The organism is Mycobacterium sp. MOTT36Y (genome assembly GCF_000262165.1).
Lineage (GTDB): Bacteria > Actinomycetota > Actinomycetes > Mycobacteriales > Mycobacteriaceae > Mycobacterium > Mycobacterium intracellulare.
Genome location: NC_017904.1, coordinates 325,156 through 351,724, shown reverse-complemented (window position 1 = coordinate 351,724; position 26,569 = coordinate 325,156). Strand labels below are relative to the sequence as shown.

Here is a 26,569-nt window from a genome sequence, read left to right as displayed (position 1 = left end):
GAGCAATTACCGTGACTTCCAATTCCGACGCATTCAGCTCGACACGCAGCATCGTCAAACCGGCGGGCCCGCCGGGGCCCGGGCAGCCCGCATGGAACCCCCAGCGCGGCTCGTCGATGCCGGTCAGCCGGTACCGGCCCTTCGCCGAAGAGGTCGAGCCGATCCGGCTCGCCGATCGCACCTGGCCCGACCGGGTCATCACCAGCGCGCCGCTGTGGTGCGCGGTGGACCTGCGCGACGGCAACCAGGCGCTGATCGACCCGATGAGCCCGGCCCGCAAGCGCCGCATGTTCGATCTGCTGGTCCGCATGGGCTACAAGGAGATCGAGGTCGGGTTCCCGTCGGCCAGTCAAACCGACTTCGACTTCGTCCGCGAGATCATCACCGGCGGCGCCATCCCCGACGACGTCACCATCCAGGTGCTGACTCAGTGCCGGCCGGAACTGATCGAGCGCACGTTCGAGGCGTGCCAGGGCGCGCCGCAGGCCATCGTGCACTTCTACAACTCGACGTCAATCCTGCAGCGCCGCGTCGTATTTCGCGCCGAGAAGGCCGCGGTGCAAGACATCGCGACCGCGGGCGCCCGCAAGTGCGTCGAGGAGGCCGCCAAATACCCGGGCACGCGGTGGCGGTTCGAGTATTCGCCGGAGTCCTACACCGGAACCGAGCTGGAGTACGCCAAGCAGGTGTGCGACGCCGTCGGCGAAATCATCGGGCCCACACCGGAAAACCCGATCATCTTCAACCTGCCCGCCACCGTGGAGATGGCCACCCCCAACGTCTACGCCGATTCGATCGAGTGGATGAGCCGCAACCTGGCCAACCGGGAATCGGTCATCCTGAGCCTGCATCCGCACAACGACCGCGGAACCGCCGTTGCCGCAGCGGAATTGGGCTACCAGGCGGGTGCCGACCGGATCGAGGGCTGCCTGTTCGGCAACGGTGAGCGCACCGGCAACGTCTGCCTGGTGACGCTGGGGCTGAACCTGTTCTCGCGCGGCGTGGACCCGCAGATCGACTTCTCCAACATCGACGAGATCCGCCGCACGGTGGAGTACTGCAACCAGCTGCCGGTCCACGAGCGTCACCCCTACGGCGGTGACCTGGTCTACACCGCGTTCTCCGGCAGCCACCAGGACGCCATCAACAAGGGCCTGGACCAGATGAAGGTCGACGCGGATGCCGCGGACACCGACGTCGAGGACATGCTCTGGCAGGTGCCGTATCTGCCGATCGACCCCAAGGATGTCGGGCGCACCTACGAGGCGGTGATCCGGGTCAACTCGCAGTCCGGCAAGGGCGGGGTGGCCTACATCATGAAGGCCGATCACGGCCTGGCCCTGCCGCGGCGGCTGCAGATCGAGTTCTCCCAGGTGGTGCAGAAGATCACCGACGGCGAGGGCGGCGAGGTCTCGCCGAAGGAGATGTGGGACGCGTTCTCCGAGGAGTATCTGGCCCCGGTGTGGCCGCTGGAGCGGGTGAAGCAGCGGGTCGACGCTTCGGAGGAGGACAGCGGCGTCACCAGCATCGCCGCGACCGTCAAGATCAACGGGGTGGAGACCGAGATCAGTGGGTCCGGCAACGGCCCGCTGGCCGCGTTCGTCCACGCGCTGGGCGATGTCGGATTCGACGTGGCCGTGCTGGATTACTCCGAGCACGCGATGAGTTCCGGTGACGACGCGCAGGCCGCGGCCTACGTGGAAGCCTCGGTCAACGGCCGCACGGTGTGGGGTGTCGGCATCGCGCCGTCGATCACCACGGCGTCGCTGCGTGCGGTCGTGTCGGCGGTCAACCGCGCGGCACGCGCCTGATCAGAAGAGCGCGAGCTGCGGGTCGGAGTTGGTGGTGTCGGCGAATTCATCCATGCTGGTGCCGCCGATGACGGCTCGGACGCAGTCCATGAAGGTCGCGTCGGAGATCACCGGCACCCCCAACTTCCGGGCCAGATAGCCCTTGCCCTGCTCGGGCGCGGGGTCGTTGCAGACCACCAGCGAGGTCTCCCGGTCGACGGCCTCGCTGTAGGCCAGACCGGCGTGCAGGATCCGCTCGACGAGTTCCTCGTGGGTGCGGCCGACCTCGGCGGCCAGCGCCACCCGCATGCCCTGGACGAGGGGCCGCCCGCCCACGTAGGGGCCGGGGTTGAGATACGGGCAGGGCATCCGGGAGGCCAGCACCTTGAGCGGCCGCAGCTCGTCGTGGGTCACCCGGCCGTTCGGCCAGCGGCGCCGGGTCACCGGATGCACCGGCAGCCAGACGTCGCCGTCGCGGGCCAGCTTGAGCGCCGAGGCCAGCACGCCGGTCAGCACCATGGCGTCGTCGAAGGCGTCGTGGGGGCGCTCCTGGGTCACGCTCCAATGGGCCGCCAGCGTCTCCAGCCGCAGGTTGTCGACGCCGAGGTCCAGCCGCCGGGCCAGCTCGACCGTGCACATCACCGAGTCGACGGGAAGTTCGATGTCGGCGAGTTCGGCCTCGGCCGCAAGAAAGGCGTAGTCGAACGCCACGTTGTGGGCCACCAGTGTGCGGCCGCGCAGCACGTCGATCACGTCTGGAGCGATGTCGGCGAACTGCGGTTGGTCTTCCAGCATGGCGGCGGTCAGACCGTGCACGTGGGTGGGCCCCGGATCGACGCCGGGGTTGAGCAGGCTCACCACCGACTGTTCGACCTCGCCGTCGGCGTCCAGACCGAGCACCGCGAGGCTGATGATCCGCGCCTGACCTGGCCGGAAACCCGAGGTTTCGACGTCGATCACGGCCCAGCCCGCGTCCGGCTCGCTGGCAGGCCGCCCCCAGCACACCGCGCTCATGCACTGAGGATGGCACGGCCGACCGACATCATCGGTGTCACGCGGCGCCGTGTCGGGTGGGAAATCGGTGCGGGAATCCAACGCGGGCCGCACACATTTAAACTTCCCGGGTGGTCACCACCCGCGCCCGCCTGGCCCTCGCCGCGGGAGCGAGCGCGCGCTGGGCGTCGCGGGTGACCGGCCGCGGGGCCGGCGCGATGATCGGCGGGCTGATCGCGATGACGCTGGACCGCTCGGTTCTCCGGCAGCTCGCCGCCGGGCGGCGCACGGTCGTCGTCACGGGCACCAACGGCAAATCGACCACCACCCGGATGACGTCGGCCGCGCTGGCGACGCTGGGCCCGGTCGCCACCAACGCCGAGGGCGCCAACATGGACGCCGGCCTGGTGGCGGCGCTGGCCGCCAACCGGCACGCGTCCCTGGCCGCGCTGGAAGTCGACGAAATGCACGTCCCCCACGTTTCCGACGCCGTCGAGCCCAGCGTCGTCGTGCTGCTCAACCTGTCGCGCGACCAGCTGGACCGGGTCGGCGAGATCAACGTCATCGAACGAACCCTGCGCGCGGGCCTGGCCCGGCACCCGAACGCGGTGGTGGTGGCCAACTGCGACGACGTGCTGATGACGTCGGCCGCCTACGACAGCCCCAACGTGGTGTGGGTGGCCGCCGGGGGTTCGTGGTCGAACGACTCGGTGAGCTGCCCGCGCAGCGGCGAGGTCATCGTCCGCGAGCGCGGCCACTGGTTCTCCACCGGCGCCGACTTCAAGCGGCCCAGCCCGCAGTGGTGGTTCGACGACCAGACGCTGCACGGCCCGGACGGGCTCTCCCTGCCGATGCGGTTGACGCTGCCGGGCGCGGTGAACCGGGGCAACGCCGCCCAGGCCGTGGCCGCCGCGGTCGCCCTGGGCGCGGATCCGGCGGCGGCGGTCGCGGCCGTCTCGTCCGTCGACGAGGTCGCGGGGCGCTACCGGACCGTCCGCGTCGGCGAGCACGACGTGCGGATGCTGCTGGCCAAGAATCCGGCGGGCTGGCAAGAGGCGCTGTCGATGGTGGACAAGCGCGCCGCCGGGGTGGTCATCTCCGTCAACGGCCAGGTGCCCGACGGGGAGGACCTGTCCTGGTTGTGGGACGTGCGTTTCGAACACTTCGAGCAGACGGAAGTCGTGGCCGCCGGCGAGCGCGGCACCGACCTCGCGGTGCGCCTCGGCTACGCGGGGGTCGAGCACACCTTGGTGCACGACACCGTCGCCGCGATCGCGTCGTGCCCACCCGGGCGGGTGGAGGTCGTCGCCAATTACACCGCGTTCCTCCAGCTGCAACGAGCGTTGGCGCGCCGTGGCTGACTCGACGGTGCGGATCGGGCTGGTCCTGCCCGACGTGATGGGCACCTACGGCGACGGCGGCAACGCCCTGGTGTTGCGCCAGCGGCTACTGCTGCGCGGCATCCCCGCCGAGATCGTCGAGATCACGCTGGCCGACCCGGTGCCGGAGTCGTTGGACCTCTACACGCTGGGCGGGGCCGAGGATTATGCGCAACGGCTGGCCACCAGGCACCTGATCAAGCACCCGGGCCTGCTGCGCGCCGCGGAACGCGGCGCGCCGGTGCTGGCGATCTGCGCGGCCGTCCAGGTGCTCGGGCACTGGTACGAGACCTCGGCCGGGGAACGCGTGGACGGCGTGGGCATGCTGGACGCGACGACGTCGCCGCAAGCGGCGCGCACCATCGGCGAGCTGGCGACCAGGCCGCTGTTGGCGGGCCTGACCGAGCGCCTCACCGGGTTCGAGAACCACCGCGGGGGCACCGTGCTGGGCCCGTCGGCGTCGCCGCTGGGCGCGGTGGTCAAGGGCGCCGGCAACCGGTCCGGCGACGGATTCGACGGCGCGGTGCAGGGCAGCGTGATCGCGACGTACATGCACGGGCCGTGCCTGGCCCGCAACCCGCAGCTGGCCGACCTGCTGCTGGGTTCGGTGGTCGGTGAGCTGCCGCCGCTGCCGATGCCGGAAGTGGACCTGCTGCGCCGCGAGCGGTTAGCGGCGCGCTAGGGGGTTGCCGAGATGACGAAGATCCGCCCGAGACTGGCCGCCGGTGCCGCACTGGTCGCCGCGTTCGTCGCGTCGTCGGCGCCGTCGCACGCCAGCCCGGAAGTGCTCAACGGCCGGTACAACGTGCTCTACGCGGACAACGACAAGCCGACCGCCTGGCTGTTCGTCCCGTGCGGGTCGGACTGCACCCTGGCGACCTCCCAGGATGGCGGGACGTTCGTCATCAGCTGGGAGTTCCACCTCGCCGACGGGCGGTGGACGCACAGCGGCACGTCCCAGGCGCCGTGCCCGAACGGCGCGTCCGCTCCGGTGACCGTCAACTACAGCTTCGACGCCGTGTCGCTCGCCGGCGAGGGCCAGCAGACGACGACGGACGCGTGCGGCCCGGAGGTGGGCAGGACCTTTACCAGGTCGTTCCAATTGAGCAAGGCCTGACGAACGTCAGACCATGGCCCGGCGGCCGGCCAGCGCGCGGCCGAGCGTCAGCTCGTCGGCGAACTCCAGGTCACCGCCCATCGGCAGCCCGGAGGCGATCCGCGTCACGGTCAGGCCGGGGATGTCACGCAGCATCCGCACCAGGTAGGTGGCCGTCGCCTCGCCCTCGGTGTTCGGGTCGGTGGCGATGATCACCTCGGTGATGTCGACGTCGTCGACCCGCTCCCCGATCCGGCTCAGCAGCTCGCGGATCCGCAGCTGGTCGGGCCCCACCCCGGACAGCGGATCGAGCGCCCCGCCCAGCACGTGATAGCGGCCGCGGAATTCGCGGGTGCGCTCGACGGCCTGCACGTCCTTCGGTTCCTCGACGACGCAAACCTGCGACCCGTCCCGCCGCGGATCGGCGCAGATCCGGCACCGTTCGTTGTCGGAGACGTTGCCGCACACCGCACAGAACCGCACGCCGTCGCGCACCTTGGCCAGCACCGCGGTCAGCCGGTCGATGTCCGGCGGCTCAACCGACAGCAGGTGGAAGGCGATGCGCTGGGCGCTCTTGGGCCCGATGCCGGGCAGCTTGCCCAGCTCGTCGATCAAATCCTGGACGGGTCCTTCGAACATGTCAGGGCGGGATCTAAATCCCCGGCGCCGGCGCGGGCGGTTGCCCCGGCGGCGGCCCGAACCCACCGGCCAGCGACCCGAGCCGCTCCTGCGCCATCCGGGTGACCTGCTTGGACGCGTCGGCCATGGCGCCGACGATCAAGTCCTGCAGGGTCTCGACGTCCGACGGGTCGACGACGGAGGGATCGATCTTCACGGCGACCACCTCGCCGCTGCCCTTGACGACGACGCTGACCAAACCCCCACCGGCTTGACCATGCACCTCAGCGTTCGCCAGCTGCTGCTGGGCCTCCATGAGCTTTTGCTGCATCTGCTGCGCCTGGGCCAGCAGCGCCGACATATCGCCTCCGGGTTGCATGACAGTCCCCTCGCATCTTGGTCTCGACTTGATTTCGCTCGTGAGTCTCCGGCGATTCGGAACACCCAGCGTAAACCGCGCGCCGTTACCTTTGCGCCGTGGACCTACGACTGAGCAGACGTGTCGGGATCAAATTGGCGGTCGGCGCGCTCGTTGCCGCCTCGACGGCGATCACCCCGGCCGCGTGGGGGGTTCCCTCCAACATCGCCGGCATGGTGGTTTTCATCGATCCGGGTCACAACGGCTCCAACGACGCGTCGATCAGCCGGCAGGTGCCCACCGGCCGCGGCGGCACCAAGGACTGCCAGGCCAGCGGGACGGCGTCCGCCGCCGGCTATCAGGAGCACACCTTCACCTGGGACACCGCGCTGCGGGTCCGCGCCGAGTTGACCGCGCTGGGAGTGCGAACCGCCCTGGCACGCGCCAACGACACCGGGCTGGGGCCCTGCGTCGACGAGCGCGCCAGCATGGCCAACGCGCTGCACCCCAACGCGATCCTGTCCATCCACGCCGACGGCGGCCCGCCGTCCGGGCGCGGGTTCCACGTCAACTATTCGGCGCCGCCGCTCAACCAGGCCCAGGCCGGGCCGTCGGTGCAGTACGCCCGCATCATGCGCGACCAGATGCAGGCGTCGGGCATCCCGCCGGCCAACTACATCGGGCAGAACGGGCTGTACGGACGCTCGGACCTCGCCGGCCTGAACCTCGCGCAGTACCCGTCGGTTCTGGTCGAGTGCGGCAACATGAAGAACCCCGCGGACTCGGCGCTGATGCAGTCCGCGGAAGGCCGGCAGAAATACGCCGACGCGATGGTCCGCGGCGTCGCGGGTTTCCTGGCCTCGCAGGGCCAGGCGCGCTGATCGCCCGCCCGGCGCTAGCCTTCGAGTTCCTTCTTCAGGTTGGCCAGCACCTCTCCCTGAATCCTCTTCAGCCCCAAGGGCGCAAAGGTCTTTTCGAAGAAGCCCTTGACGCCGCCCGCGCCGGTCCAGGTGGTCTTCACGGTGACGCTGGAGCCCGGCCCGGCGGGCGCCACCGTCCAGTTGATCACCATGGTCGAGTTGGCGTCCTTCTCGATGACGGTGTGCCCGGCCACGTCCACGTTGACCTGCACGTCGCGGACGCGTGATCTGGTGGCCTGCAGCCTCCACTTGGCGACCGTGCCCGCCCCCTGCCCGCCCTGCAGCACCTGGTAGTCGCTGTACTGCGGCGAGAGAATTTTCGGACGCACCGTCTGATAATCCGCGACGGCGGCCAGGGTCGCCGCAGGCTCGGCATTGATCAAGATGGTGCTGTCGGCGCTCACCTGTCCCAAGGCGACCCCTCCTCGTGATGAATTCCCCGGCGCCGCCGCTCGCGGCGGATGCACGGGCTGTTGTCGAAGACTAGGGTATATGTGGTGCCTGTCCTTGGATCTGCACTCTCGGCCCACAAGTCGGGCGTTGACCGGCTGCTGGCAAGCTATCGATCCATTCCCACAACGTCCGCGGTCCGGCTGGCCAAACCGACGTCAAACCTGTTCCGCGCCCGCACCAAACGTGACGCGCCCGGCTTGGACACCTCGGGGCTGACCGGCGTCCTGAGCGTGGATCCCGAAACCCGCACCGCGGACGTCGCCGGCATGTGCACCTACGCGGACCTGGTTGCCGCAACGCTGCCCTACGGCCTGTCGCCCCTGGTCGTCCCGCAGCTGAAGACCATCACCCTCGGCGGGGCGGTCAGCGGCCTGGGGATCGAGTCGGCGTCGTTCCGCAACGGGCTGCCGCACGAATCGGTGCTGGAGATGGATATCCTCACCGGCGCTGGCGATTTGCTCACCGCATCACGTACCCAGCACCCGGACCTGTTCCGCGCCTTCCCGAATTCCTATGGGACACTGGGGTATTCGACCCGGCTTCGGATCGAGCTGGAACCCGTCGCACCGTTCGTCGCGCTGCGCCACATCCGCTTCCGCTCGCTGCCCGCGCTGATCGCCGCGGCCGAACGCATCGTCGACACCGGCGGGCAGGGCGGAACCCCGGTCGACTACCTCGACGGGGTGGTCTTCAGCGCCGACGAAAGCTACCTGTGCGTGGGCCGGCGGACCACCACCCCCGGCCCGGTCAGCGACTACACCGGCAAGGACATCTACTACCAGTCCATCCGGCACGACGCCCCGGGCATGGATGCGACCAAGGATGACCGGCTGACCATCCACGACTACTTCTGGCGCTGGGACACCGATTGGTTCTGGTGCTCGCGCGCGTTCGGCGTGCAGGACCCGCGGGTGCGACGCTTCTGGCCGCGCCGTTATCGGCGCAGCAGCTTCTACTGGAAGCTGATTTCCCTGGACCGGCGCTTCGGGATCTCCGACCGCATCGAGGCGCGCAACGGGCGGCCCCCACGCGAACGGGTGGTGCAAGACATCGAGATTCCAATCGAACGGACCTGCGACTTCCTGGAGTGGTTCCTGGACAACGTGCCAATCACGCCAATCTGGTTGTGCCCGTTGCGCCTTCGCGACCGCGACGGCTGGCCGTTGTACCCGATGCGGCCGGATCACACGTACGTCAACGTCGGCTTCTGGTCGTCGGTGCCGGGGGGCGCGACCGAGGGCGCCGCCAACCGGATGATCGAAGAAAAGGTGAGCGAACTCGACGGGCACAAGTCCCTGTACTCCGATTCCTTCTACTCCCGCGAGGACTTCGACGAGCTGTACGGCGGCGAGGCCTACAACACCGTCAAGAAAACCTACGACCCCGATTCTCGTTTACTCGACCTCTACGCAAAGGCGGTGCAACGGCGATGACGACTACCAAGGAACCCCACCGCACGTCGCACGGGAAACTGAGCATGGCAGAGATCCTGGAGGTCTTCGCCGCCACCGGCCGACATCCGCTGAAGTTCACCGCCTACGACGGCAGCATCGCCGGCAACGAGGACGCCGAACTGGGCCTGGACCTTCGCAGCCCCCGCGGCGCCACCTATCTGGCGACCGCCCCCGGCGAACTCGGCCTCGCCCGCGCCTACGTGTCGGGCGACCTGCAGGCGTACGGCGTTCATCCGGGCGACCCGTACCAACTGCTCAAGACGCTCACCGATCGGGTGGAATTCAAGCGGCCCCCGGTGCGGGTGCTGGCCAACGTCGTGCGGTCGCTGGGGTTCGAGCGGTTGCTGCCGGTTGCGCCGCCCCCGCAGGAGGCGCTGCCAAGGTGGCGGCGCATCGCCGACGGGCTGATGCACACGAGGACCCGCGACGCCGAGGCCATCCACCACCACTACGACGTGTCCAACACCTTCTACGAATTGGTGTTGGGGCCGTCGATGACCTACACCTGCGCGGTGTATCCCGATGCCGACGCGACACTCGAACAGGCGCAGGAGAACAAGTACCGGCTGATCTTCGAGAAGCTGCGGCTGAAGGCCGGCGACCGGCTGCTCGACGTCGGCTGCGGCTGGGGCGGCATGGTGCGCTACGCGGCCCGGCGCGGCGTCCGGGCCACCGGCGCCACCCTGTCGGCCGAACAGGCGAAGTGGGCGCAGAAGGCGATCGCCGAGGAAGGCCTTGCGGACCTGGCCGAGGTGCGCCACACCGACTATCGGGACGTGGGCGAGGCGGCGTTCGACGCCGTGTCCTCGATCGGGCTGACCGAGCACATCGGCGTCAAGAATTACCCCGCCTACTTCGGCTTCTTGAAGTCGAAGCTGCGCACCGGCGGCCTGCTGCTCAATCACTGCATCACCCGCCACGACAACACGTCGACGTCGTTCGCGGGCGGATTCACCGATCGCTATGTCTTCCCGGACGGGGAGCTGACCGGCTCGGGCCGCATCACCTGCGACGTCCAGGACTGCGGCTTCGAGGTGCTGCACGCGGAGAACTTCCGCCACCACTACGCGATGACGCTGCGCGACTGGTGCCGGAATCTGGTCGAGAACTGGGACGCCGCGGTCAGCGAGGTCGGCCTGCCGACCGCGAAGGTCTGGGGCCTGTACATGGCGGCGTCACGGGTTGCGTTCGAGCAGAACAACCTTCAGCTGCATCACGTGCTGGCGGCCAAGACCGACGCGCGGGGCGACGACGACCTGCCGCTGCGGCCGTGGTGGACGGCCTGACGGTCTGACGCTCAGCCGTTGTCGATGCGGCGCGCGCCGAGCTCGTTCTGGAGCAGTTCGAGCGCGACCTCTTCCGGGTCGCGGCGCGGGCCCGACGGCTGGTCGCGGACGGCCTCGGCGAGCAGGTGTTCTTCCTCGGCCCGCCGGGCCGAATCCGGTTCGGGGGCAGGCTCTTCGGGCTGCGGTGTCAGCGGGTTGGCCGCGGCCTGCGCCGGCGTGCCGGCCTCGCACCGCACTCGCCAGTTGACTCCCAGCGCGTCCTTGAGCGCCTCGGCGATGACGTCGGCGTTGCGCTGTTCGCACAGCCGCTTGGCCAGCGGCGCCGATTCGTGGCTCAGCACCAACGTGTTGTCCTCGATCGCCCGGACGGTGGCGCCGGCCAGCATCACCTCGGTGGTGCGGCTGCGCTGACGGACCTTGTCGCGCACGGTCGACCACATGCTGCGCACCGCTGCGGCGTTGAGTTCGCCGGGCGCAGAGGATGTTTCGGCCGCCGGCGAGGGGGCGGGGGCGGGCGCCGGAGGAGGCTCGGGTGCCGGCGCGGGCTCGGCCTTCGGCTCGGGCTTTGGCTCGGGCTTCGGCTCGGGCTTTGGTTCGGGCTTCGGCTCGGGCTTGGGGGCAGCCGCGGACGGTCGGGTGAAGCGGACCGGCCGGTCGGCGGGCTCGGCCGGCCGGCCCGCGGTGGCCTCCGAGCCGGGAATGGACATGTCCAGCCGGGTCTCGATCCGCTCGACGCGTTGCAGCAGCGCGGCTTCGGTGTCGCTGGCCGAGGGCAACAGCAGCCGCGCGCACACGACCTCGAGCAACAGGCGCGGCGCCGTCGCGCCCCGCATCTCCCCCAGCCCCGCCTGCACCACCTCGGCGTAGCGGGTCAGGGTCGCCGTCCCGAGCCGGGTCGACTGGTCGCGCATCCGCTCCAGCACGTCCTCCGGTCCGTCCACCACGCCGCGGGCCGCCGCGTCCGGGACGGCCTGCAGCAGGATCAGGTCGCGGAACCGCTCCAGCAGATCGGTGGCGAAACGCCGGGGGTCGTGGCCCGCGTCGATCACCGACTCCACCGCCCCGAACAGCGCCGCGGCATCGGCGGCGGCCAGAGCGTCCACGGCGTCGTCGATCAACGCCATGTCGGTGGCCCCCAGCAGGCCCAGGGCCCGCTGGTAGGTCACGTGGGCGCCCTCGGCGCCGGCCACCAGCTGGTCGAGCACCGACAGGGTGTCGCGGGGCGAGCCGCCGCCGGCGCGGATCACCAGCGGGTAGACCGCGTCGTCGACGACGACGCCCTCCTGCTCGCAGATCCGGCCGATCAACGCCCGCATGGTCTTCGGCGGCAACAGCCGGAACGGGTAGTGATGGGTGCGCGACCGGATCGTCGGCAGCACCTTCTCCGGCTCGGTGGTGGCGAAGATGAAGATGAGGTGCTCGGGGGGTTCCTCCACGATCTTGAGCAGCGCGTTGAACCCCGCGGTGGTCACCATGTGCGCCTCGTCGACGATGAACACCCGGTAACGCGACTGCGCCGGCGCGTAGAACGCGCGGTCGCGTAGCTCGCGGGTGTCGTCGACACCGCCGTGGCTGGCGGCGTCGAGCTCGACGACGTCGATGCTGCCGGGCGCGTTGGGCGCCAGGGCCTGGCACGAGTCGCAGACCCCGCAGGGGGTCGCCGTCGGCCCCTGGGCGCAGTTCAGCGACCGGGCGAGGATCCGCGCCGAGGAGGTCTTGCCGCAGCCGCGCGGACCCGAGAACAGGTACGCGTGGTTGATCCGGCCGGCCTCCAGCGCGATCGACAGCGGCTCGGTGACGTGCTCCTGCCCCACCACTTCGGCGAAGGTTGCCGGACGGTACTTGCGGTAGAGGGCCACGGTCAGCAGGCTACCGGCGTCGTCCGACGACGATGCGGGCGCGGCAGGGTCGTCGGTTCACACTCGATCGCGGGCCAGCAACGACTCCGAGGCGGCCAGCAGCGCGCAGGTGGCCAGGCCGTCGACCGCGTCGCGCAGATCCGGAAGCGACGGGAAGGTCGGCGCGATCCGGATGTTCGTGTCGTTCGGATCCTTGCGGTACGGGAACGACGCGCCCGCCTCGGTCACCGCGATCCCCGCGTCCTTGGCCAGCGCGACGGTCCGCTTCGCCGTGCCGGGCAAGACGTCGAGGCTGATGAAGTAGCCGCCCTTGGGGTCGGTCCACGAGGCGATCTTGGAATCGCTGAGCCGCTGATCCAGGATCTCGGCCGCCAGCGCGAACTTCGGCGCCAGGATCTGCTGGTGCCGCAGCATGTGCAGGCGCACCCCGTCGGCGTCGCGGAAGAAGCGCAGGTGCCGCAGCTGGTTGATCTTGTCCGGTCCGATCGACTTCTTCCCCGCGTACTGCAGATACCAGGCGATGTTGCCCAGCGATCCGCCCAAAAAGCTGACGCCGGCGCCGGCGAAGGTGATCTTGGACGTCGACGCGAGAACGTACGGGCGGTTGGGATTGCCGGCCGCCGCCGCCAGGCCGAGGACGTCGACCTGCCGGACGAAGTCGTGGGTCAGGGTGTGCACGGCGTACGCGTTGTCCCAGAACAACCGGAAATCGGGTGCGGCGGTCCGCATCTGGACGAGCCGCAGCACCGTGTCCCAGGAGTAGGTGACCCCGGTGGGGTTGCCGAACACCGGCACGGTCCACATGCCCTTGATGGCGGGATCCGCGGCGACCAGTTCCTCGATCAGGTCGACGTCGGGCCCGTCGGACAGCATTGGGACACCGATCATCTCGATGCCCATCGTCTCGGTGATGGCGAAGTGCCGGTCATAGCCGGGGACGGGGCATAGGAACTTGACGCTGGCCTCGTCCTTCCAGGGCCGCTGCGAATCCACGCCGCCGTAGAGCATCGAGAACGCGACGAGGTCGTGCATCAGTTCCAGGCTGGAGTTGTTTCCCGCGATCAGGTTCTGCACCGGGATGCCGAGCAGCTCACCGAAGATGGCTCGCAGCTCCGGCAGGCCGTGCAGGCCGCCGTAGTTGCGGGTGTCGGTGCCCTCGCCGTCGCGGTAGTCGTCGCCGGGCAGGCTCAGCAGCTGGTTGGACAGGTCGAGCTGGGCGGGCGCCGGCTTGCCGCGGGTCAGGTCCAGGGCCAGCTTTTTGGCCTGCAAATCCGCGTAATCCTGCTGGTGGCGAGCGTGTGCGGCGGCAAGCTCGGCAGGGCCGAGGGACTCCAGCGACACCATGGACCCTTTCGCTATCAAGGCGTGGGAGGTGGCGATCGCAAGCGCGGCCAGCCGGGCGCAGCGGGTCGCCACTCAATCGAATCCTGTGGCGATCGCAAGCGCGGCGGAGCCGGGCGCAGCGGGTCGGCACCCGTTTAACCTAGGGGACCCCGCGCACCCGACAGAGCCCATTGACCCTTGCTGCCTTCCGGCCCTGGGGGAGTTCACAGGATAGACGCCGCGCGGGGTCCACCGAGAGTCTAGTACCTTCCCCGGAGCAACCGGCGAACGCGGTCTGGCCCTCGGTTACCATGGCCACGGAGGATTCGCCTAGTGGCCTATGGCGCTCGCCTGGAACGCGGGTTGGGTTAACAGCCCTCGCGGGTTCAAATCCCGCATCCTCCGCCATCGGTCCGCCCCGCGGACACGCACAAAGCGGTTTGGTGTCGAGTCGGTCCCCTCAGGCCGGCTCGAACCAACCCAGCATGAGGAGGCTTATGGGGCGCAAGGTCGCCATCCTGTGGCACGCGTCATTCACGATCGCCGCCGGCTTCCTCTACTTCTTCTTCGTCTTGCCCCGCTGGCCTGAGTTGATGGGTGACACCGCGCATTCGTTGGGGACGGCGCTGCGCATCGTGACGGGCGCGCTTGTCGCGCTCGCGGCGCTGCCGGTGGTGTTCACCCTGCTGCGCACCCGCAAGCCGGAATTGGGCACCCCGCAGATGGCGCTGTCCATCCGGGTCGCCTCGATCGTGGCCCACGTGCTGGCCGGTGTGCTCATCGTCGGGACGGCGATCAGCGAGATCTGGCTGAGCCTGGACGTCGCCGGACGGTGGTTGTTCGGGATTTACGGGGCGGCCGCCGCGATCGCGTTGCTCGGTTTCTTTGCCTTCTATCTCTCCTTTGTCGCCGAGTTGCCGCCGCCGCCGCCGAAACCGATCAAGGCGAAAAAGCCCAAGAAGGCCAAGAAGGGGGGCCTCCGCCGCAAGAAGGGCGAGGAGGCCGACGAAGCAGGCGAAGCCGACGAGGCCGACAGCGCCGACGAAGCAGGCGAAGCCGAAGAGGCCGACGCGGTCACAGAGGCCGAAGCGAGCGAGCCGGACGAGACGGACGCGGCCACCGACGCAGCAGCCGAAGCAGCCCCCGACGAGCCCGCCGAGACCGAGGTAGCGCCGGTAGCCGACGCGACCGAGGAGAGCGAAGAGCCGCGGACCAAGTTGCAGAACCGCCGCCCGACGGGCAAGGGGTCGCACCGGATGCGGCGCAGGCGCACTCGGGCCGGCACCGCGGTCGACGACACCGTCGACCAAACCGCCGACGAGGACTAGCGGCCTCGGTCGACCGACCCTCCCGCGGCAACGTCGGCTGCCGAATCTTCCTATTAGGCCTACTAAGAACCCCCGCGATTCCCTATGCTGAGCGAGTGCCAAACAACTATCGAGTGGTTCAGTGGAACACCGGCAATGTCGGCAAGAGCTCGCTGAAGTCGATCGTCACCAACCCCACGCTGGAATTGGTCGGGTGCTTCGCCTGGTCGAAGGACAAGGTCGGGCGCGATGCCGGTGAGCTCGTCGGGATCGCGCCGGTGGGCGTCGCGGCCACCAACGACGTCGACGAGCTCCTGGCCCTCAAGCCGGATTGCGTGGTCTACAACCCGATGTGGTTCGACGTCGACGAGCTGGTCCGCATCCTGTCCGCGGGCGTCAACGTGGTGACCACCGCGTCGTTCATCACCGGCGGGAACCTCGGCAACGACCGCGAGCGCATCGCGCAGGCCTGCCAGAAGGGCGGCTCCACGATCTTCGGGTCCGGCGTCAGCCCGGGTTTCGCCGAGCTGCTGGCCATCGTGTCGGCGATGGTGTGCAACCGGATCGACAAGGTCACGGTCAACGAGGCGGCCGACACCACGTTCTATGACTCGCCCGAGACAGAGAAGCCGGTGGGCTTCGGCCAGCCGATCGACCATCCGGACCTGCCGGCGATGGCGGCGAAGGGGACGGCCATCTTCGGCGAGGCCGTCCGGCTGGTGGGCGACGCCCTCGGCGTCGAGCTCGACGAGGTGCGCTGCGTCGCCGAGTTCGCCCAGACCACCGAGGACCTCGTGATGGCGTCCTGGACCATCCCCGCGGGACACGTCGCGGGCACGTACATCAGCTGGCAGGGAATCGTCAACGGACAGACCCTGATCGACCTGAACGTGCGGTGGCGCAAGGGGCAGACGCTCGACCCGGACTGGAAGATCGAGCAGGACGGCTGGGTCATCCAGATCGACGGGCAGCCCACGGTGACCACCAAGGTGGGGTTCCTGCCGCCGCCCTACTTCGAAGCCACCACCATCGAAGAGTTCATGGACCTCGGCCACATCATGACCGCGATGCCGGCCATCAACGCGATCCCCGCCGTCGTCGCCGCGGCACCCGGCATCGCCACCTACGCAGACCTCCCGCTGACGCTGCCCCGCGGCAACGCGCACATCGGGTCATAGCGCCGCGCTGCGCCGCCGGGCGGGTTTGGCGTAGCGCGCGCCCAGCGGCGGCACCGCGAGCGGCTCCTGATCGCGGACCGCCTCGATGGCGTTGCGCAGCGGACGCGCAAGGCGCGCAAAGGATCCCATGTCGAACAGCAGCGGCGTCAGCAGCCGGTTGTGCACGAAGCCGAAGGAGCTGCCGGTCTCGGGGTCGGCCCAGCCGAGCGTTCCGCCCAGCCCGACGTGGCCGAAGCCGCGGAGCAGGCCGGGAACCGGCGACTCGTGGTACCCGAGGTGAAAAGGCATGGGCACCACCATGTTTGCGTCGGGCCACTTCCGCCGCGCCTGCCCGGCGAGCCCCCGTGCCAGCTCGTCGGACAGGAACTTCTTGCCGTCGATGCGGCCGTCGTTGGCCAGCGCGGCGAACATCTTGGCCAGTCCCCGCCCGGTCACCACGCCGTTGGCGGCCGGGACCTCGCCGTCCAGGAACGGGGTGTCTCCCTTGATCAGCGAGATGACGCCCGGGAAGTACATCGCGCCGAGCGCCCCGGAGAAGGGCAGGCCGGCCAGTCGCGGCGCGATGAAGTTGAACACCGGGGCACGCAGCCGCCCCTGCGGTATCAGGATTTCGGCGGCCGTCGTCGGTGAACCTTGCGGGGGGCGGCCCAGGTGCAGCCCGTCGGTGTCCAGCGGACGGGCGACCTCCTGGCGGATCAGCTCGCGCATCCCCTTACCGGTCACCGCCCGGGCCAGACCCGACAACAGCCACCCGTAGGTGAGCGCGTGGTAGGCCTGCACACCGCGCAGATGATCGACGGGCGCGGCCGCCAGCCGCTTCTCCATCAGCAGGTGGTCCATCAACTCGGTTTTGGTGACGCCCCGCAGGTGCGACAACCCGGATCGGTGCCGCAAGACGTCGCGGACCGTGATCTCGGCCTTCCCGTTGGCGCCGAACTCGGGCCAGTATTGCGCGACGGGCGCGTCGTAGGACAGCAGGCCGCGGTCGGCGAGCCGGTGTATCACGGTCGACGCGATGCCCTTGGTAGCCGAGAACACCATCGCGCCGGTGTCGGCGGTCCAGCGCTGGGTGCCGGCCCGGTCCGACCACCCGGTCCAGACGTCCACGACGGACACGCCGTCGACATAGACGCTCAGGGCTCCCCCGCCGAACCGGCGGCCGGGGAACAGCTGGGAGAACAGCTTGACGACGTTGGCGAAGCGCGGGTCGGCTGCGCCGGACACACCGCGTGGCAAACCATCGCCGGTGATCAGCAGGGTCGACGGTGTCACTGCGCCGCGACGTCTGGAGCGGTCATCCGAATGAAGCTATCAGTCGGGTTGTCGCGGGGGCTCGGGATTCTCACCGGGGATTTGATCGGGCGGCGCGTCCCTCAGATAGCGGCGCAGCCGCAGCAGCTGATTGACCACCATGCCGATGCCCAGCAACATCAGGCCCGCCACTACTGCCACCACGATCGCGGTGCTCACAGCGTCCATGATGACAGGGCCGGTGTTTCGATATCTGCTGCTCCCGGGTAGCCAGCACGCCATGAGCGCCGAAGACAAGTTGAAGAATAAGATCGAGGACCTCGGCGGCCGCGCCAAGGAAGCCCTCGGCAAAGCCACGGGCGATGCCCAAACCCGGGACGAAGGGCGGGCCGATCAAGCGAAGTCCGCGTTGAAAGACGCCGGCGAAAAGGTGAAGGACGCGTTCAAAAAGTAATGACAATCCGGAATGTGTTGGCCGTCCGGTCGATGCGCCGCCTGCCGCTGCCCTTGTTGGCAGCGGCAGCCGTATTCGGCTCACCGGTCGCGAGCGCGCCCTCGGCGACGGCCGAACCGTGTCCCGACGTCGAGGTGGTGTTCGCCCGGGGATCCGGCGAGCCGCCCGGCATCGGCGGCATCGGCCGGCCGTTCGTGGACGCGCTGCGCTCGGAGATCGGTGCCAAGTCGCTGACGGTGTATGCGGTGAACTACCCCGCCAGCACCGACTTCGACAATCCCGCGTTCCCGGGGACCGTCATCGACGGAATCCGCGACGCCAGTTCGCACATCGAGTCCATGGTGGCGAGTTGCCCCAACACCCGCGAGGTGCTCGGCGGCTACTCGCAGGGCGCCGCGGTGGCGGGCTACACCACCTCGGCCACCGTGCCGCCGGGCGTTCCCGCTGACAAGGTGCCGCCTCCGATGCCGCCGGCCATCGCGCAACACGTCGCCGCCGTCACGCTGTTTGGCACGCCGACGGGGCAGTTCCTGCAGAAGTACAACGCGCCGCCGCTCACCATCGGGCCGCTGTATGCGCCCAAGACGATCCAACTGTGCGCGCCGGGCGATCCGGTCTGTGCCAGCGGCGGCGACGGGGGCCTGGCCGCCCACACCTCCTACCCGGGAAACGGCATGACCAGCCAGGCCGCCGATTTCGTCGCCGGCCGCCTGTAGGCCGGCATGCGGGTCCTCATCACGGGCGGTACGGGCTTTGTCGGCGGGTGGACCGCCAAGGCCGTTTTCGACGCGGGACACTCGGTGCGGTTCCTGGTCCGCAACCCGGCGAAGCTGCAGACCACCGTCGCGAAGCTGGGTGTGGACACCTCGGACTTCGCCGTCGCCGACATCACCGACCGCGTCGCGGTGCGAGACGCGTTGCAGGGATGCGACGCCGTCGTGCACAGCGCCGCCCTGGTGGCCACGGATCCGCGCCAGACGCCGCAGATGCTCGCCACCAACATGCAGGGCGCCCAGAACGTGCTTGGCCAGTCCGTCGAGCTCGGTCTGGATCCGATCGTGCACGTGTCGAGTTTCACCGCGCTGTTCCGTCCGGACCTGGAGACGCTGACGGCAGACCTGCCAGTGGTGGGCGGGGCCGACGGCTACGGAACGTCCAAGGCGCAGGTCGAGATCTATGCCCGCGGCCTGCAGGATGCGGGCGCGCCGGTCAGCATCACCTATCCGGGGATGGTGCTCGGGCCGCCGGTCGGCGACCAGTTCGGTGAGGCCGGCGAGGGCGTGCGAGCGGCCGTGCAGATGCATGCGATCCCGGGGCGCAGCGCGGCATGGCTGATCGTCGACGTCCGCGACCTGGCCGCCCTGCACGCGGCGTTGCTCGAACCCGGGCGCGGGCCGCGGCGCTACACCGCGGGCGGCCACCGGGTGCCCGCCGCGGACCTCGCGAACCTGCTCGGCCAGGTGGCCGGGACGCCGATGGTGGCGGTCCCGATCCCCGACACCGCGCTGCGGGTGGCCGGGGCGGTGCTTGATCGGGCGAATCGCTTCCTGCCCTTCGAGACCCCGTTCACCTCGGCGGGAATGCAGTACTACACCCAGATGCCGGCGTCCGACGATTCCCCGAGCGAACGAGAACTGGGCATCAACTATCGCGATCCACAGCAGACGGTGGCGGACACGTTCGCGGCGATGCGCGCGGAAAGCGAATAGCCGCAACGCCGTTCAGGGCCGTTCAGGCGGGTGTGATCTCCAGGCCGACGTGCACCTTGTCGATGCCGCCGCGGACGATCGTGTGCGCGTAGAACCACCACGCGTGGTACCAGTACCGCTTGAGGACGGCGTTGTACACGCGCCGCGTCTCGGACTTCGGCAGTACCCGGGCGACGGCCTCGACCTCGTCGCTCTTGGGCTTGCCCAGCGCCGCGCTCTTGGCGATCGTCACCCTGGGCGTGTTGTTGATCCGCTTGGTTTTCCACGAACCGTCGTCGGTGATCACCAACAGCTTGCCGTCGCCGTCGGGCGCCCCCCAGACCGGGGTCGGCTTGGGCCGGCCGTCCTTGGTGAACGTGGTCAACAGCAGGTACTTGGATCGGATGACGTCGCTGAAACTGGGGGCCATGACACCTCCATTGCCCCGTCGCGCCAGTTCCTAATCATGGTCGGCACGACCCTGGGCTAAGCTTTTGGGCGATTGCCCAAAAGGCTACGCATCCCTGCGGGAAAGACGTACACCATGACCGCCCCCCGACGGCCGAAGGCGCGCGACTCCACCACTCGCGACATGCTGATCGACGCGACGATCCAGATCATGGTCGAGGACGGCTACGCCGCGGCCACCTCGCGGCGGGTGGCGAACGAGGCCGGCGTCAAACCCGCGCTGGTCCACTATTACTTCCCCACCATGGACGAGCTATACCTCGACGTCTTCCGGCGCGGGGCCGCCGCCTATCTGGAGCGCCAAAAGCAGGCGCTGGCCTCCGACCGCCCACTGCACGCCTTCTGGCAAACCCTCATCGAGCCGAAGGACACCCGGCTGCTGTTGGAGTTCATGGGGCTGGCCAACCATCGCAAGGACATCGGGGCAGAGATCGCGGCGTGGTCGGAGCGATGGCGCGAAACGCAAACCACCGCACTGAATTTCATCGTCCGCGAACACGGATTGGACCGGGGCGAATTTCCGCCCGCGGGGATCGCGGTCATCATCGCGGCGATCGGCCGCATGCTGATCCTGGAACAGGCGCTCGGCACCACGGCGGGCCATGACGAAGCCGTCGCCCTCGTCAACCGGCTCATCGACCGTTTCGAGTTGCCCTCTTAGCGCCCGTTAAGGCAGCACGACCCGCAGCCGCTCCCAGCCGCGCACCGTGGACGTCGACGCCAATTGTGCGGTGTCGTAGTCGATGTCCCATTCCGGCCAACGGTTGAGGATCTCGTCGAGCGCGACGCGGCCTTCCAGGCGGGCCAGGTTGGCGCCCAGGCAGTAGTGCACGCCCTTGCCGAACGTGATGTGCGAGATGTTGTCGCGGCGGATGTTGTAGGTGTCCGGATCGGTGTAGCGGCGGGGGTCGCGGTTGGCGGCGCCGAACAGCAGCAGCATGGCGCTGCCGGCCGGCACCGTCGTGCCGTAGCACTCGAAATCCCGTGCCATCCAACGGGCGACGTGGGGGCCGGTGGGTTCGAAGCGCAGCGTCTCGTCGACGGTGCGGGTCAACAGGGACCGGTCCCGGTACACCTCGCGGCGCTGATCCGGGTGCTCCGCGAGCACCTTGGCCAGCCAGCCGATCAGCCGGCCGGTCGTCTCGTTACCCGCCCCGGCGACAACCTGGGTGTAATGCAGCACCTCTTTACGGGTCAGCTTGCGGTGCACGCCCTGGTCGTCGTCGAACTCGACGTTGAGCAGCGTCGTCATCAGGTCGTCGGACGGATTCTTCGAACGCCATTCGACGTAGTCGGCGTAGATCCGGCCGTCGGCGATGGAGTCGGCGTTGGCGACCTTCAGGGGGGCGCCGGGCTTGGTGCGCAGGTTGGCGTCGTTGGCGTCGCGCACCGAGACCTGCTCGGATTCCGGGATTCCCAACAGCATCCCGATCACCCGCATCGGCATCATCGATGCCAGCTCGGCGATGATGTCGAATCCCCCGGACCCGACGAGTGGGTCCAGGCACCGAACGCAGTACTGCCGAATCTGGTCCTCGAGGGCGGCCATCCGGCGCGGCGTGAAGACGCGGGACATCAGGCCGCGCAGCCTCGTGTGTTCGGGGGGGTCCTGGAACATCATCACGCCGCCGGGCATCTCGAACTTCGACTGGACCAGCTCGAGGATGTCGCTTCGCTTGTTGGAGAAGGTTTCCCAGTTGGCCAATCCGCGCTCGACGTCGGAATGCCGTGACAGCGCCCAGAAGTCGTACTTTTCGTTGTAGTAGATCGGGGCTTCATCGCGCAGCCGCGCATAGGTCGGATACGGGTCGGCGTTGATGCCCACGTCGTAGGGGTCGTAGTAGACGTCGGTGTCATTGGTGACGGTCATCGATTTCCTCACTTCGGGCAGCCGCGGGCATCCCTGCGCCCGTCGATTTTGGGCGATCGCCCAAAATCGTGGCGCAGGCCATGTCTAGCAGCATCTCCGCGAATCCGTCAAGGTCGCCAAGCCGTGCGCGATGATGATCCGGTGGCATACGACAAGGCGGCGACCGGGCTCCTGGTGATCGACCCCTACAACGACTTCATTTCCCCGGGCGGGAAGGTGTGGGACCGGCTGAAAGGCGTCATCGAAGGCAATGGCTGCGTCACCCACATGCAGCAGGTGCTCGACGCGGCGCGCGGCGCGAACCTCCGCGTCTTTTATGCCCTGCATCGCCGTTACCGGCCGGGCGACTACGAAACGTGGAAGCACATCGCGCCGGTGCAGCGGGCGGCCTGGTCGCGCAAGACGTTCGAATACGGCACCTGGGGCGGCGAGATCCGTCCCGGGTTCGAACCGCAACCCGGTGACGTCGTCGCTCACGAGCACTGGTGTTCCAGCGGTTTCGCCAACACCGATTTGGATCTGCAACTCAAGCGCCACGGCATCGAGCAGGTCATCGTCATGGGCTTGATCGCGCATACCTGCGTGGAGGCGACGGTCCGGTTCGCCGCCGAGCTCGGCTACGACGTCACCGTGGTCCGCGACGCCACGGCCGACTATTCGGACACCGAGATGCGCGCCGCCCTCGAGGTCAATCTGCCCAACTACGCCTCGGCCATCGTGACCGCCGACGAGGCCGTCGCCGCGATCGCCGCTCTCTAGGCCGGGCCCGTGAGGGCGTCGACGTGGTAGCGGCTGGCGGTCCAGGGCGGCGAATCCGCCGCGGGCGTGAGGGTGATGGTCAGCTGCGCTTTGCCCGCGGTGACCGACCGCGGCACCAGGTAGGTGTCGTCCAGCCAGCGGTGAAAGGTGTTGCTGCGCGGCTGAAGCCACGTGCCCGCGGGCACGCCGTCCACCGCGACGTCCGCCGATTGGAAGCCGGTCGCCTGGTCCGACGTGCGGCGCAGCAGGACACCGTGGTTGCCCGGATCAACCTGGACATGGAACGTGATCGCGCCCTGGGTGCTGCGGACCGAGCCGACGAGGGGCAGGGTGTCCTCGGTGCCCTCGTATTCGCTGACCAGCAGCTGATCGGTGGCGTCGGCATCGGTGTAGCCGTGCAGGACGCGATCGACGGGGTCGGCGGGGCGGACGTCGTCGCTGCCGGTGAGGACCGCGTCCGGCTGTGTGTAGAGGAATGCCGTTGAGCTGTAGTCGGGTTGGACCATGTTGCGCTTGCCGTGCTCGATGCCGAAGCGGAGCGCGGAGTGATACCCGATCGCGTCGGCGAGCATGATCCGGTAGACGGCGACGCAGTAGTCCGCGCACCCGCCGGTCGCCGTGCGCTGGTCGGGCTGGCCGTTGAGCGGGTCGCTGAAGTGGGTGCCGTCTTTGAAGTACCAGCCACCCTCGTAGAGGTCCTCGGTGCCGGTGCCGTACCACTGCGGGGATGCGGCGCCGTCGGTGTAGACCCGCTCGGCGCCTTCGAGAAAGTAGGGGGCGCCGTCGCTGAACGCCGTTTTGGTCCGCTGGCCCCGTATGGTGTGGCTGACGCCGACGAATTTGCCGTGGCCCTGTTCGTCGGCGAACACCCAGTCCTGGCCCTGGATGGTCGGGCCGGCATGGGCGCGGGCGGTGAAGTAGCCGGCGCGGCCGCTGGCCAGCGCCGCCGCCCATTGCGCGTCGGGCGTCGTCGTGACGTCGCCGGCGATCCCCGGCACCGTGGCGGCGGTGGTGTTGACGAGGGTGACGCGGGTCGAGTTCGCGAAAGGCATTGGCCACCAATCCCACAAGACCAGCGACCCGTCGGGCTGTGGGTCGGCGGCGAACATCAGCGATCGTACGGGGTTGGCGCCGAGTCCCGCGCCGAAGAACTCCCCCAGGGGCGCGTCGACCAAGGTCCGGCCGTCGAATTCGATCCGCAGGCGCAATCCGGCCAGGAGTTGATCCGCCGCGGCGGGCAGCCGCAGCCGCAGCGCCGAGATGCTGCCCGGACCGCTCGCCTCGGCGACGGTTTGTTCGGTCCCGGCGGGAAGATCGATGACCCGATTGCTCTGCGTTGCAGTGCCTGTCGCCGGTTTGGGGTCGGCGGTGCCCGCGGCGCGCAGGGTGTCCAGCACATCGAGCGCGGGATCGGCAGGCGAAAAGGTAGTTATCCCATCGGCATTCGGGAACTGTCGATAGTCGACGTGGTAGTACTCCAGATGGGACGCGACGCTGATCCGCATCGACCGCCGATAGGGCATCGGCACCTTGATATAGACCCCGCCCGGCGACTGGGCGGCGTTGGCCACCAGCGGCCACGCAAACGGGGCGCCCAGTTCGCCGTCGACCAGCGCTTGCAGCGGTGTGTCCACGACGGTCTGCCCATCCAGCTCGATGCGGATGTGCCCGATGGCACGCACATTGCCCCCGTCACGGGTAAACCAGATCGAATCAACTTCCCCGGCACCGTGATCCTCCGCGATGACGCAGCCCGCGCCGCCCGGCGCCAAACACCCGCCGGTGCCGTTGCGGTTACCGGTCGAAATGTCGAAATCGCCGCCGCTGCGATCGAAACTCGACACCTGCAAGGTCTGCGATTCGGCGTCCAGATAGGGCAGCCGATCCAACCGGCGGTAGGTGTCCCAGCCGACCGTCTTCTCGCCGAGACCGGCGGCCGGCGGCTCGGCCGCTGCGGGCGCGATGACGCAGGCGGCGGCCCACAGCATCAGCGCGCAGGCCGCAGTCCACGCCCGAGAAGCCACCGGCATAACAACGGAGCTTACTTTTCTTCGGGCCTGATGCCGTCTCCGCCCCTGCCGCACGAAACACCTTCGCGGTGTTGCCAGTTCGCACCATGCGACCGGCATCGGTGCGGCGGAAACGCGCCATTCCAGTCTAAAAATTGGCCCGCCGCGATGGACTTCAATCAGTTGACGTAAATCGACGCTATTTCACTGAATCCCATGGCATTCCGCATTGTACTCACGTACTATAACGCTTCTCGGGCGTAAGAATTCTCCTACGAAGGGAGTGGTTATGTCTGGATTGAAATACAAGGTTGTTCTCGGCCTTCTCCTCACCTTCACCGCACTGACGGCCTCGGGTTGCACCCTGCCCCTTACTGTCGACTGCTCACCGGTCGCCACCTGCACGTTGTAGGGCCGAACTTCGGCCATCAGGTGCTTCCGCCGTTGGCACCCATTACCAGGTAGGGCCCATTTGTACTTACCAATGCGGCGTTAATGGCATTGGGTGCCAGTTACTCGCACAGCCGAAGCCGATACATCCCCTCGTATATCGGACGACGCCGTGACAATGCTAACGCGGTCGTGCGGCGTGAAGTCGTTGGGCACCAACGGTTTACATCGATCGCTGGGGCCCGCTCCGGTCACTTTGAGCATGACCGACACCTCAGCGACGCGATGGCGTGCGCATCCTTCGGGCCGTGCGCACGCTCTTCGCGAATTTCTTGCTGAGCCTGTGCGGGTTCGGGGTAAACTGATCGCCTGAGCGAAAGAGCGCTGAAAGCGGTCAGCCCCGAAACCCTGGCAGTTCGGGTAGAGAAATTCGTGTGACTGGGGCCTGTATCGCCTAAACCACTGGGGCGCAAAAGCTCCTGTCCAACCATTGCCGGCGAGTGATACCGTTTGAGATGCTCGCATGGTCCGGTGGTTCGTCTATACGAGAGGGGTAAGCGCGGGCCCAGCGTGACCCGGGTAGCCCATCGCCCTCCGACTGACCCCGTAATGGATTTCGGGCTACTTCTTCCCGTTCCTGCGATCCGTATCCCGGCTGGGCTGAACGCGTTTGGGCTCCCCGGGCATCTTCGGATAGTTCGGCGGATACGGCATGTCACCCAAGCCACGCTCTTCGTCGGCCTCGGCCATTTGCAGCAGCGACGCGATCGACTGGGCAACATCATCCATTGCGGCCCAAGGGTCTTCCCGGCGCGCGACCAGCTCGGGCACGGTCGCCATGGTGTAGTCGTCCGGCTCGGCACCGGCCAATTCGTCCCAAGTCAGCGGCATCGACACCGTCGCGATCGGCGTGCGTCGCACCGAATAGGCCGACGCCATGGTCCGGTCCCGGGCGTTCTGGTTGAAGTCGACGAAGATGCGCTCGCCCCGTTCTTCCTTCCACCATGCGGTGGTGACGGCGTCGGGCGCACGGCGCTCCACTTCACGGGCCAGCGCGATGCCCGCGCGGCGCACCTCGACGAAATCCCAGTCGGTGGCGATCCGCAGGAAGACGTGGATCCCGCGACCCCCGGATGTCTTCGGGTAGCCGACCAGACCGAGCTCGTCGAGCAGCGGCCGCAACACGTCGACCGCGACGGTACGCGCCTGTTCGAAGGCGACGCCGGGCTGGGGATCCAGATCGATGCGCAGCTCGTCGGGGTGGTCGGTGTCGGGGCAGCGCACCTGCCACGGGTGCAGGGTGATCGTGCCCATCTGCGCCGCCCACACGATCGCGGCGGGATGGGTGACCTTCAGCGCGTCGGCGGTCCGCCCCGACGGGAACGTCACCTGGCACGTCTCCAAGTAGTCCGGATGGTGCTGCGGGATCCGCTTCTGATAGATCTCCTCGCCGTCGATGCCGTCCGGGAACCGCTGCAGGTGGCTGGGCCGGTCGCGCAGCGTGTCGAGCATCGGGCCGCCGGCGACGGCGCGGTAGTACTCGACCAGGTGCCGCTTGGTGCCCCGCGATCCCAGCTTGGGGAAATACACCTTGTCGGGATTGGTCAGGCGGACCGCGACACCGTCGACGTCGACCTCTTCTGCAGCAGCCATACCACCGATTCCA

Annotated in this window: 27 protein-coding genes, 1 tRNA gene and 1 other RNA gene; 16 read left to right on the top strand and 13 right to left on the bottom strand. The window is 68.5% G+C overall.

Annotation, left to right across the window (positions count from 1 at the left end; translation table 11 throughout):
- The first annotated feature begins 11 nt into the window (after nt 1-11).
- Nucleotides 12-1,811: a 2-isopropylmalate synthase gene (leuA, locus tag W7S_RS01700; RefSeq protein WP_008263258.1), complete on the top strand. Its 1,800-nt coding sequence runs from the start codon at nt 12-14 to the stop codon at nt 1,809-1,811.
- Here the strand turns inward: leuA and W7S_RS01695 are convergent, their stop codons facing one another.
- The gene (locus W7S_RS01695; protein ID WP_008263256.1) at nt 1,812-2,804 is read right to left on the bottom strand and encodes a DEDDh family exonuclease; all 993 of its coding nucleotides are present in this window, start codon (nt 2,802-2,804) and stop codon (nt 1,812-1,814) included.
- Between the two features lie 110 nt (nt 2,805-2,914).
- On the opposite strand from W7S_RS01695, the gene W7S_RS01690 reads away from it, so the two are divergent.
- Genes W7S_RS01690 through W7S_RS01680 form a run of 3 tightly spaced genes read left to right on the top strand, consistent with a single transcriptional unit; the run spans nt 2,915 to nt 5,279 of the window.
- The gene (locus tag W7S_RS01690; protein ID WP_008263254.1) at nt 2,915-4,144 is read left to right on the top strand and encodes a Mur ligase family protein; all 1,230 of its coding nucleotides are present in this window, start codon (nt 2,915-2,917) and stop codon (nt 4,142-4,144) included.
- Nucleotides 4,137-4,844, top strand: coding sequence for a type 1 glutamine amidotransferase (locus tag W7S_RS01685; RefSeq protein WP_008263251.1), 708 nt, complete (start codon nt 4,137-4,139; stop codon nt 4,842-4,844). The genes W7S_RS01690 and W7S_RS01685 overlap by 8 nt, the downstream gene beginning before the upstream one ends.
- A gap of 12 nt (nt 4,845-4,856) precedes the next feature.
- A complete protein-coding gene (locus W7S_RS01680; protein WP_009952028.1) occupies nt 4,857-5,279 on the top strand; it encodes a hypothetical protein in 423 nt (140 codons plus the stop codon).
- Nucleotides 5,280-5,285: 6 nt separating this feature from the next.
- Here W7S_RS01680 and recR read toward each other — a convergent pair whose 3' ends face one another.
- Together recR and W7S_RS01670 are read right to left on the bottom strand one after the other, a co-directional pair.
- Nucleotides 5,286-5,897 (bottom strand): recombination mediator RecR, encoded by a 612-nt coding sequence (gene recR / locus W7S_RS01675; RefSeq protein WP_008263246.1) that lies wholly within the window; start codon nt 5,895-5,897, stop codon nt 5,286-5,288.
- A gap of 13 nt (nt 5,898-5,910) precedes the next feature.
- On the bottom strand, nt 5,911-6,255 hold the full coding sequence (locus tag W7S_RS01670) for a YbaB/EbfC family nucleoid-associated protein (protein WP_026071056.1): 345 nt from the start codon (nt 6,253-6,255) through the stop codon (nt 5,911-5,913).
- A gap of 98 nt (nt 6,256-6,353) precedes the next feature.
- Here W7S_RS01670 and W7S_RS01665 point away from each other — a divergent pair, with 98 nt between their 5' ends.
- Nucleotides 6,354-7,115, top strand: coding sequence for an Rv3717 family N-acetylmuramoyl-L-alanine amidase (locus tag W7S_RS01665; RefSeq protein WP_009952026.1), 762 nt, complete (start codon nt 6,354-6,356; stop codon nt 7,113-7,115).
- A 14-nt stretch (nt 7,116-7,129) separates the two neighbouring features.
- On the opposite strand, the gene W7S_RS01660 is transcribed toward W7S_RS01665, so the two are convergent.
- Nucleotides 7,130-7,567 (bottom strand): SRPBCC family protein, encoded by a 438-nt coding sequence (locus W7S_RS01660; RefSeq protein WP_008263240.1) that lies wholly within the window; start codon nt 7,565-7,567, stop codon nt 7,130-7,132.
- Nucleotides 7,568-7,648: 81 nt separating this feature from the next.
- Between W7S_RS01660 and W7S_RS01655 the strand changes: the two genes are divergently transcribed.
- Both W7S_RS01655 and W7S_RS01650 read left to right on the top strand, forming a co-directional pair.
- A complete protein-coding gene (locus W7S_RS01655) occupies nt 7,649-9,040 on the top strand; it encodes an FAD-binding oxidoreductase (protein ID WP_009952025.1) in 1,392 nt (463 codons plus the stop codon).
- On the top strand, nt 9,037-10,347 hold the full coding sequence (locus tag W7S_RS01650) for a class I SAM-dependent methyltransferase (protein WP_020188345.1): 1,311 nt from the start codon (nt 9,037-9,039) through the stop codon (nt 10,345-10,347). The genes W7S_RS01655 and W7S_RS01650 overlap by 4 nt, the downstream gene beginning before the upstream one ends.
- Before the next feature lie 11 nt (nt 10,348-10,358).
- On the opposite strand, the gene W7S_RS01645 is transcribed toward W7S_RS01650, so the two are convergent.
- The 3 genes from W7S_RS01645 to ffs all read right to left on the bottom strand — a co-directional run bounded on the left by W7S_RS01645 (nt 10,359) and on the right by ffs (nt 13,783).
- Nucleotides 10,359-12,206 carry a DNA polymerase III subunits gamma/tau gene (locus W7S_RS01645; RefSeq protein ID WP_008263232.1) on the bottom strand — a complete coding sequence of 616 codons (1,848 nt, stop codon included), beginning with the start codon at nt 12,204-12,206 and terminating at the stop codon, nt 10,359-10,361.
- A 57-nt stretch (nt 12,207-12,263) separates the two neighbouring features.
- Nucleotides 12,264-13,547, bottom strand: a complete 1,284-nt coding sequence (locus tag W7S_RS01640; RefSeq protein WP_029383892.1) for an aminotransferase class I/II-fold pyridoxal phosphate-dependent enzyme — start codon at nt 13,545-13,547, stop codon at nt 12,264-12,266.
- A 141-nt stretch (nt 13,548-13,688) separates the two neighbouring features.
- Nucleotides 13,689-13,783: signal recognition particle sRNA small type (gene ffs, locus W7S_RS25780), an RNA gene on the bottom strand.
- A 65-nt stretch (nt 13,784-13,848) separates the two neighbouring features.
- On the opposite strand from ffs, the gene W7S_RS01635 reads away from it, so the two are divergent.
- From W7S_RS01635 to W7S_RS01625, 3 genes are all read left to right on the top strand, one after another.
- A tRNA-Ser gene (locus W7S_RS01635) sits at nt 13,849-13,937 on the top strand.
- 89 nt (nt 13,938-14,026) lie between these two features.
- Nucleotides 14,027-14,857: a hypothetical protein gene (locus tag W7S_RS01630; RefSeq protein ID WP_008263229.1), complete on the top strand. Its 831-nt coding sequence runs from the start codon at nt 14,027-14,029 to the stop codon at nt 14,855-14,857.
- Nucleotides 14,858-14,952: 95 nt separating this feature from the next.
- A complete protein-coding gene (locus W7S_RS01625) occupies nt 14,953-16,014 on the top strand; it encodes an ABC transporter substrate-binding protein (RefSeq protein WP_036429769.1) in 1,062 nt (353 codons plus the stop codon).
- Here W7S_RS01625 and W7S_RS01620 read toward each other — a convergent pair.
- Together W7S_RS01620 and W7S_RS27090 are read right to left on the bottom strand one after the other, a co-directional pair.
- The gene (locus tag W7S_RS01620) at nt 16,009-17,286 is read right to left on the bottom strand and encodes a serine hydrolase domain-containing protein (RefSeq protein ID WP_008263225.1); all 1,278 of its coding nucleotides are present in this window, start codon (nt 17,284-17,286) and stop codon (nt 16,009-16,011) included. The genes W7S_RS01625 and W7S_RS01620 overlap by 6 nt on opposite strands.
- Nucleotides 17,287-17,325: 39 nt before the next feature.
- Complete coding sequence (locus tag W7S_RS27090; protein ID WP_014710822.1) at nt 17,326-17,484, bottom strand: hypothetical protein; 159 nt, start codon at nt 17,482-17,484, stop codon at nt 17,326-17,328.
- A gap of 61 nt (nt 17,485-17,545) precedes the next feature.
- Between W7S_RS27090 and W7S_RS01615 the strand changes: the two genes are divergently transcribed.
- The 3 genes from W7S_RS01615 to W7S_RS01605 are packed head-to-tail and all read left to right on the top strand — an operon-like array spanning nt 17,546 to nt 19,428.
- The gene (locus W7S_RS01615; protein WP_008263222.1) at nt 17,546-17,719 is read left to right on the top strand and encodes a CsbD family protein; all 174 of its coding nucleotides are present in this window, start codon (nt 17,546-17,548) and stop codon (nt 17,717-17,719) included.
- Entirely contained in the window at nt 17,719-18,435 is a 717-nt protein-coding gene (locus W7S_RS01610; protein WP_008263220.1) for a cutinase family protein, read from the top strand. The genes W7S_RS01615 and W7S_RS01610 overlap by 1 nt, the downstream gene beginning before the upstream one ends.
- Before the next feature lie 6 nt (nt 18,436-18,441).
- Nucleotides 18,442-19,428 carry an SDR family NAD(P)-dependent oxidoreductase gene (locus W7S_RS01605; RefSeq protein WP_008263218.1) on the top strand — a complete coding sequence of 329 codons (987 nt, stop codon included), beginning with the start codon at nt 18,442-18,444 and terminating at the stop codon, nt 19,426-19,428.
- Nucleotides 19,429-19,450: 22 nt separating this feature from the next.
- Here W7S_RS01605 and W7S_RS01600 read toward each other — a convergent pair whose 3' ends face one another.
- Nucleotides 19,451-19,837, bottom strand: a complete 387-nt coding sequence (locus tag W7S_RS01600) for a PPOX class F420-dependent oxidoreductase (protein ID WP_008263216.1) — start codon at nt 19,835-19,837, stop codon at nt 19,451-19,453.
- A gap of 114 nt (nt 19,838-19,951) precedes the next feature.
- Here W7S_RS01600 and W7S_RS01595 point away from each other — a divergent pair, with 114 nt between their 5' ends.
- Nucleotides 19,952-20,536, top strand: coding sequence for a TetR/AcrR family transcriptional regulator (locus tag W7S_RS01595; RefSeq protein WP_008263214.1), 585 nt, complete (start codon nt 19,952-19,954; stop codon nt 20,534-20,536).
- A 6-nt stretch (nt 20,537-20,542) separates the two neighbouring features.
- Here the strand turns inward: W7S_RS01595 and W7S_RS01590 are convergent, their stop codons facing one another.
- The gene (locus W7S_RS01590; protein ID WP_008263209.1) at nt 20,543-21,745 is read right to left on the bottom strand and encodes a cytochrome P450; all 1,203 of its coding nucleotides are present in this window, start codon (nt 21,743-21,745) and stop codon (nt 20,543-20,545) included.
- Nucleotides 21,746-21,868: 123 nt separating this feature from the next.
- Between W7S_RS01590 and W7S_RS01585 the strand changes: the two genes are divergently transcribed.
- The gene (locus W7S_RS01585; protein WP_008263207.1) at nt 21,869-22,504 is read left to right on the top strand and encodes a cysteine hydrolase family protein; all 636 of its coding nucleotides are present in this window, start codon (nt 21,869-21,871) and stop codon (nt 22,502-22,504) included.
- On the opposite strand, the gene W7S_RS01580 is transcribed toward W7S_RS01585, so the two are convergent.
- On the bottom strand, nt 22,501-24,492 hold the full coding sequence (locus W7S_RS01580) for a glycoside hydrolase family 172 protein (RefSeq protein WP_008263205.1): 1,992 nt from the start codon (nt 24,490-24,492) through the stop codon (nt 22,501-22,503). The genes W7S_RS01585 and W7S_RS01580 overlap by 4 nt on opposite strands.
- A 310-nt stretch (nt 24,493-24,802) precedes the next feature.
- Here W7S_RS01580 and W7S_RS27670 point away from each other — a divergent pair, with 310 nt between their 5' ends.
- Complete coding sequence (locus W7S_RS27670) at nt 24,803-24,925, top strand: hypothetical protein (RefSeq protein WP_255348941.1); 123 nt, start codon at nt 24,803-24,805, stop codon at nt 24,923-24,925.
- A gap of 599 nt (nt 24,926-25,524) precedes the next feature.
- Here W7S_RS27670 and ligD read toward each other — a convergent pair.
- Nucleotides 25,525-26,556 carry a non-homologous end-joining DNA ligase gene (gene ligD / locus W7S_RS01575; RefSeq protein ID WP_008263204.1) on the bottom strand — a complete coding sequence of 344 codons (1,032 nt, stop codon included), beginning with the start codon at nt 26,554-26,556 and terminating at the stop codon, nt 25,525-25,527.
- Between the last annotated feature and the right edge of the window lie 13 nt (nt 26,557-26,569).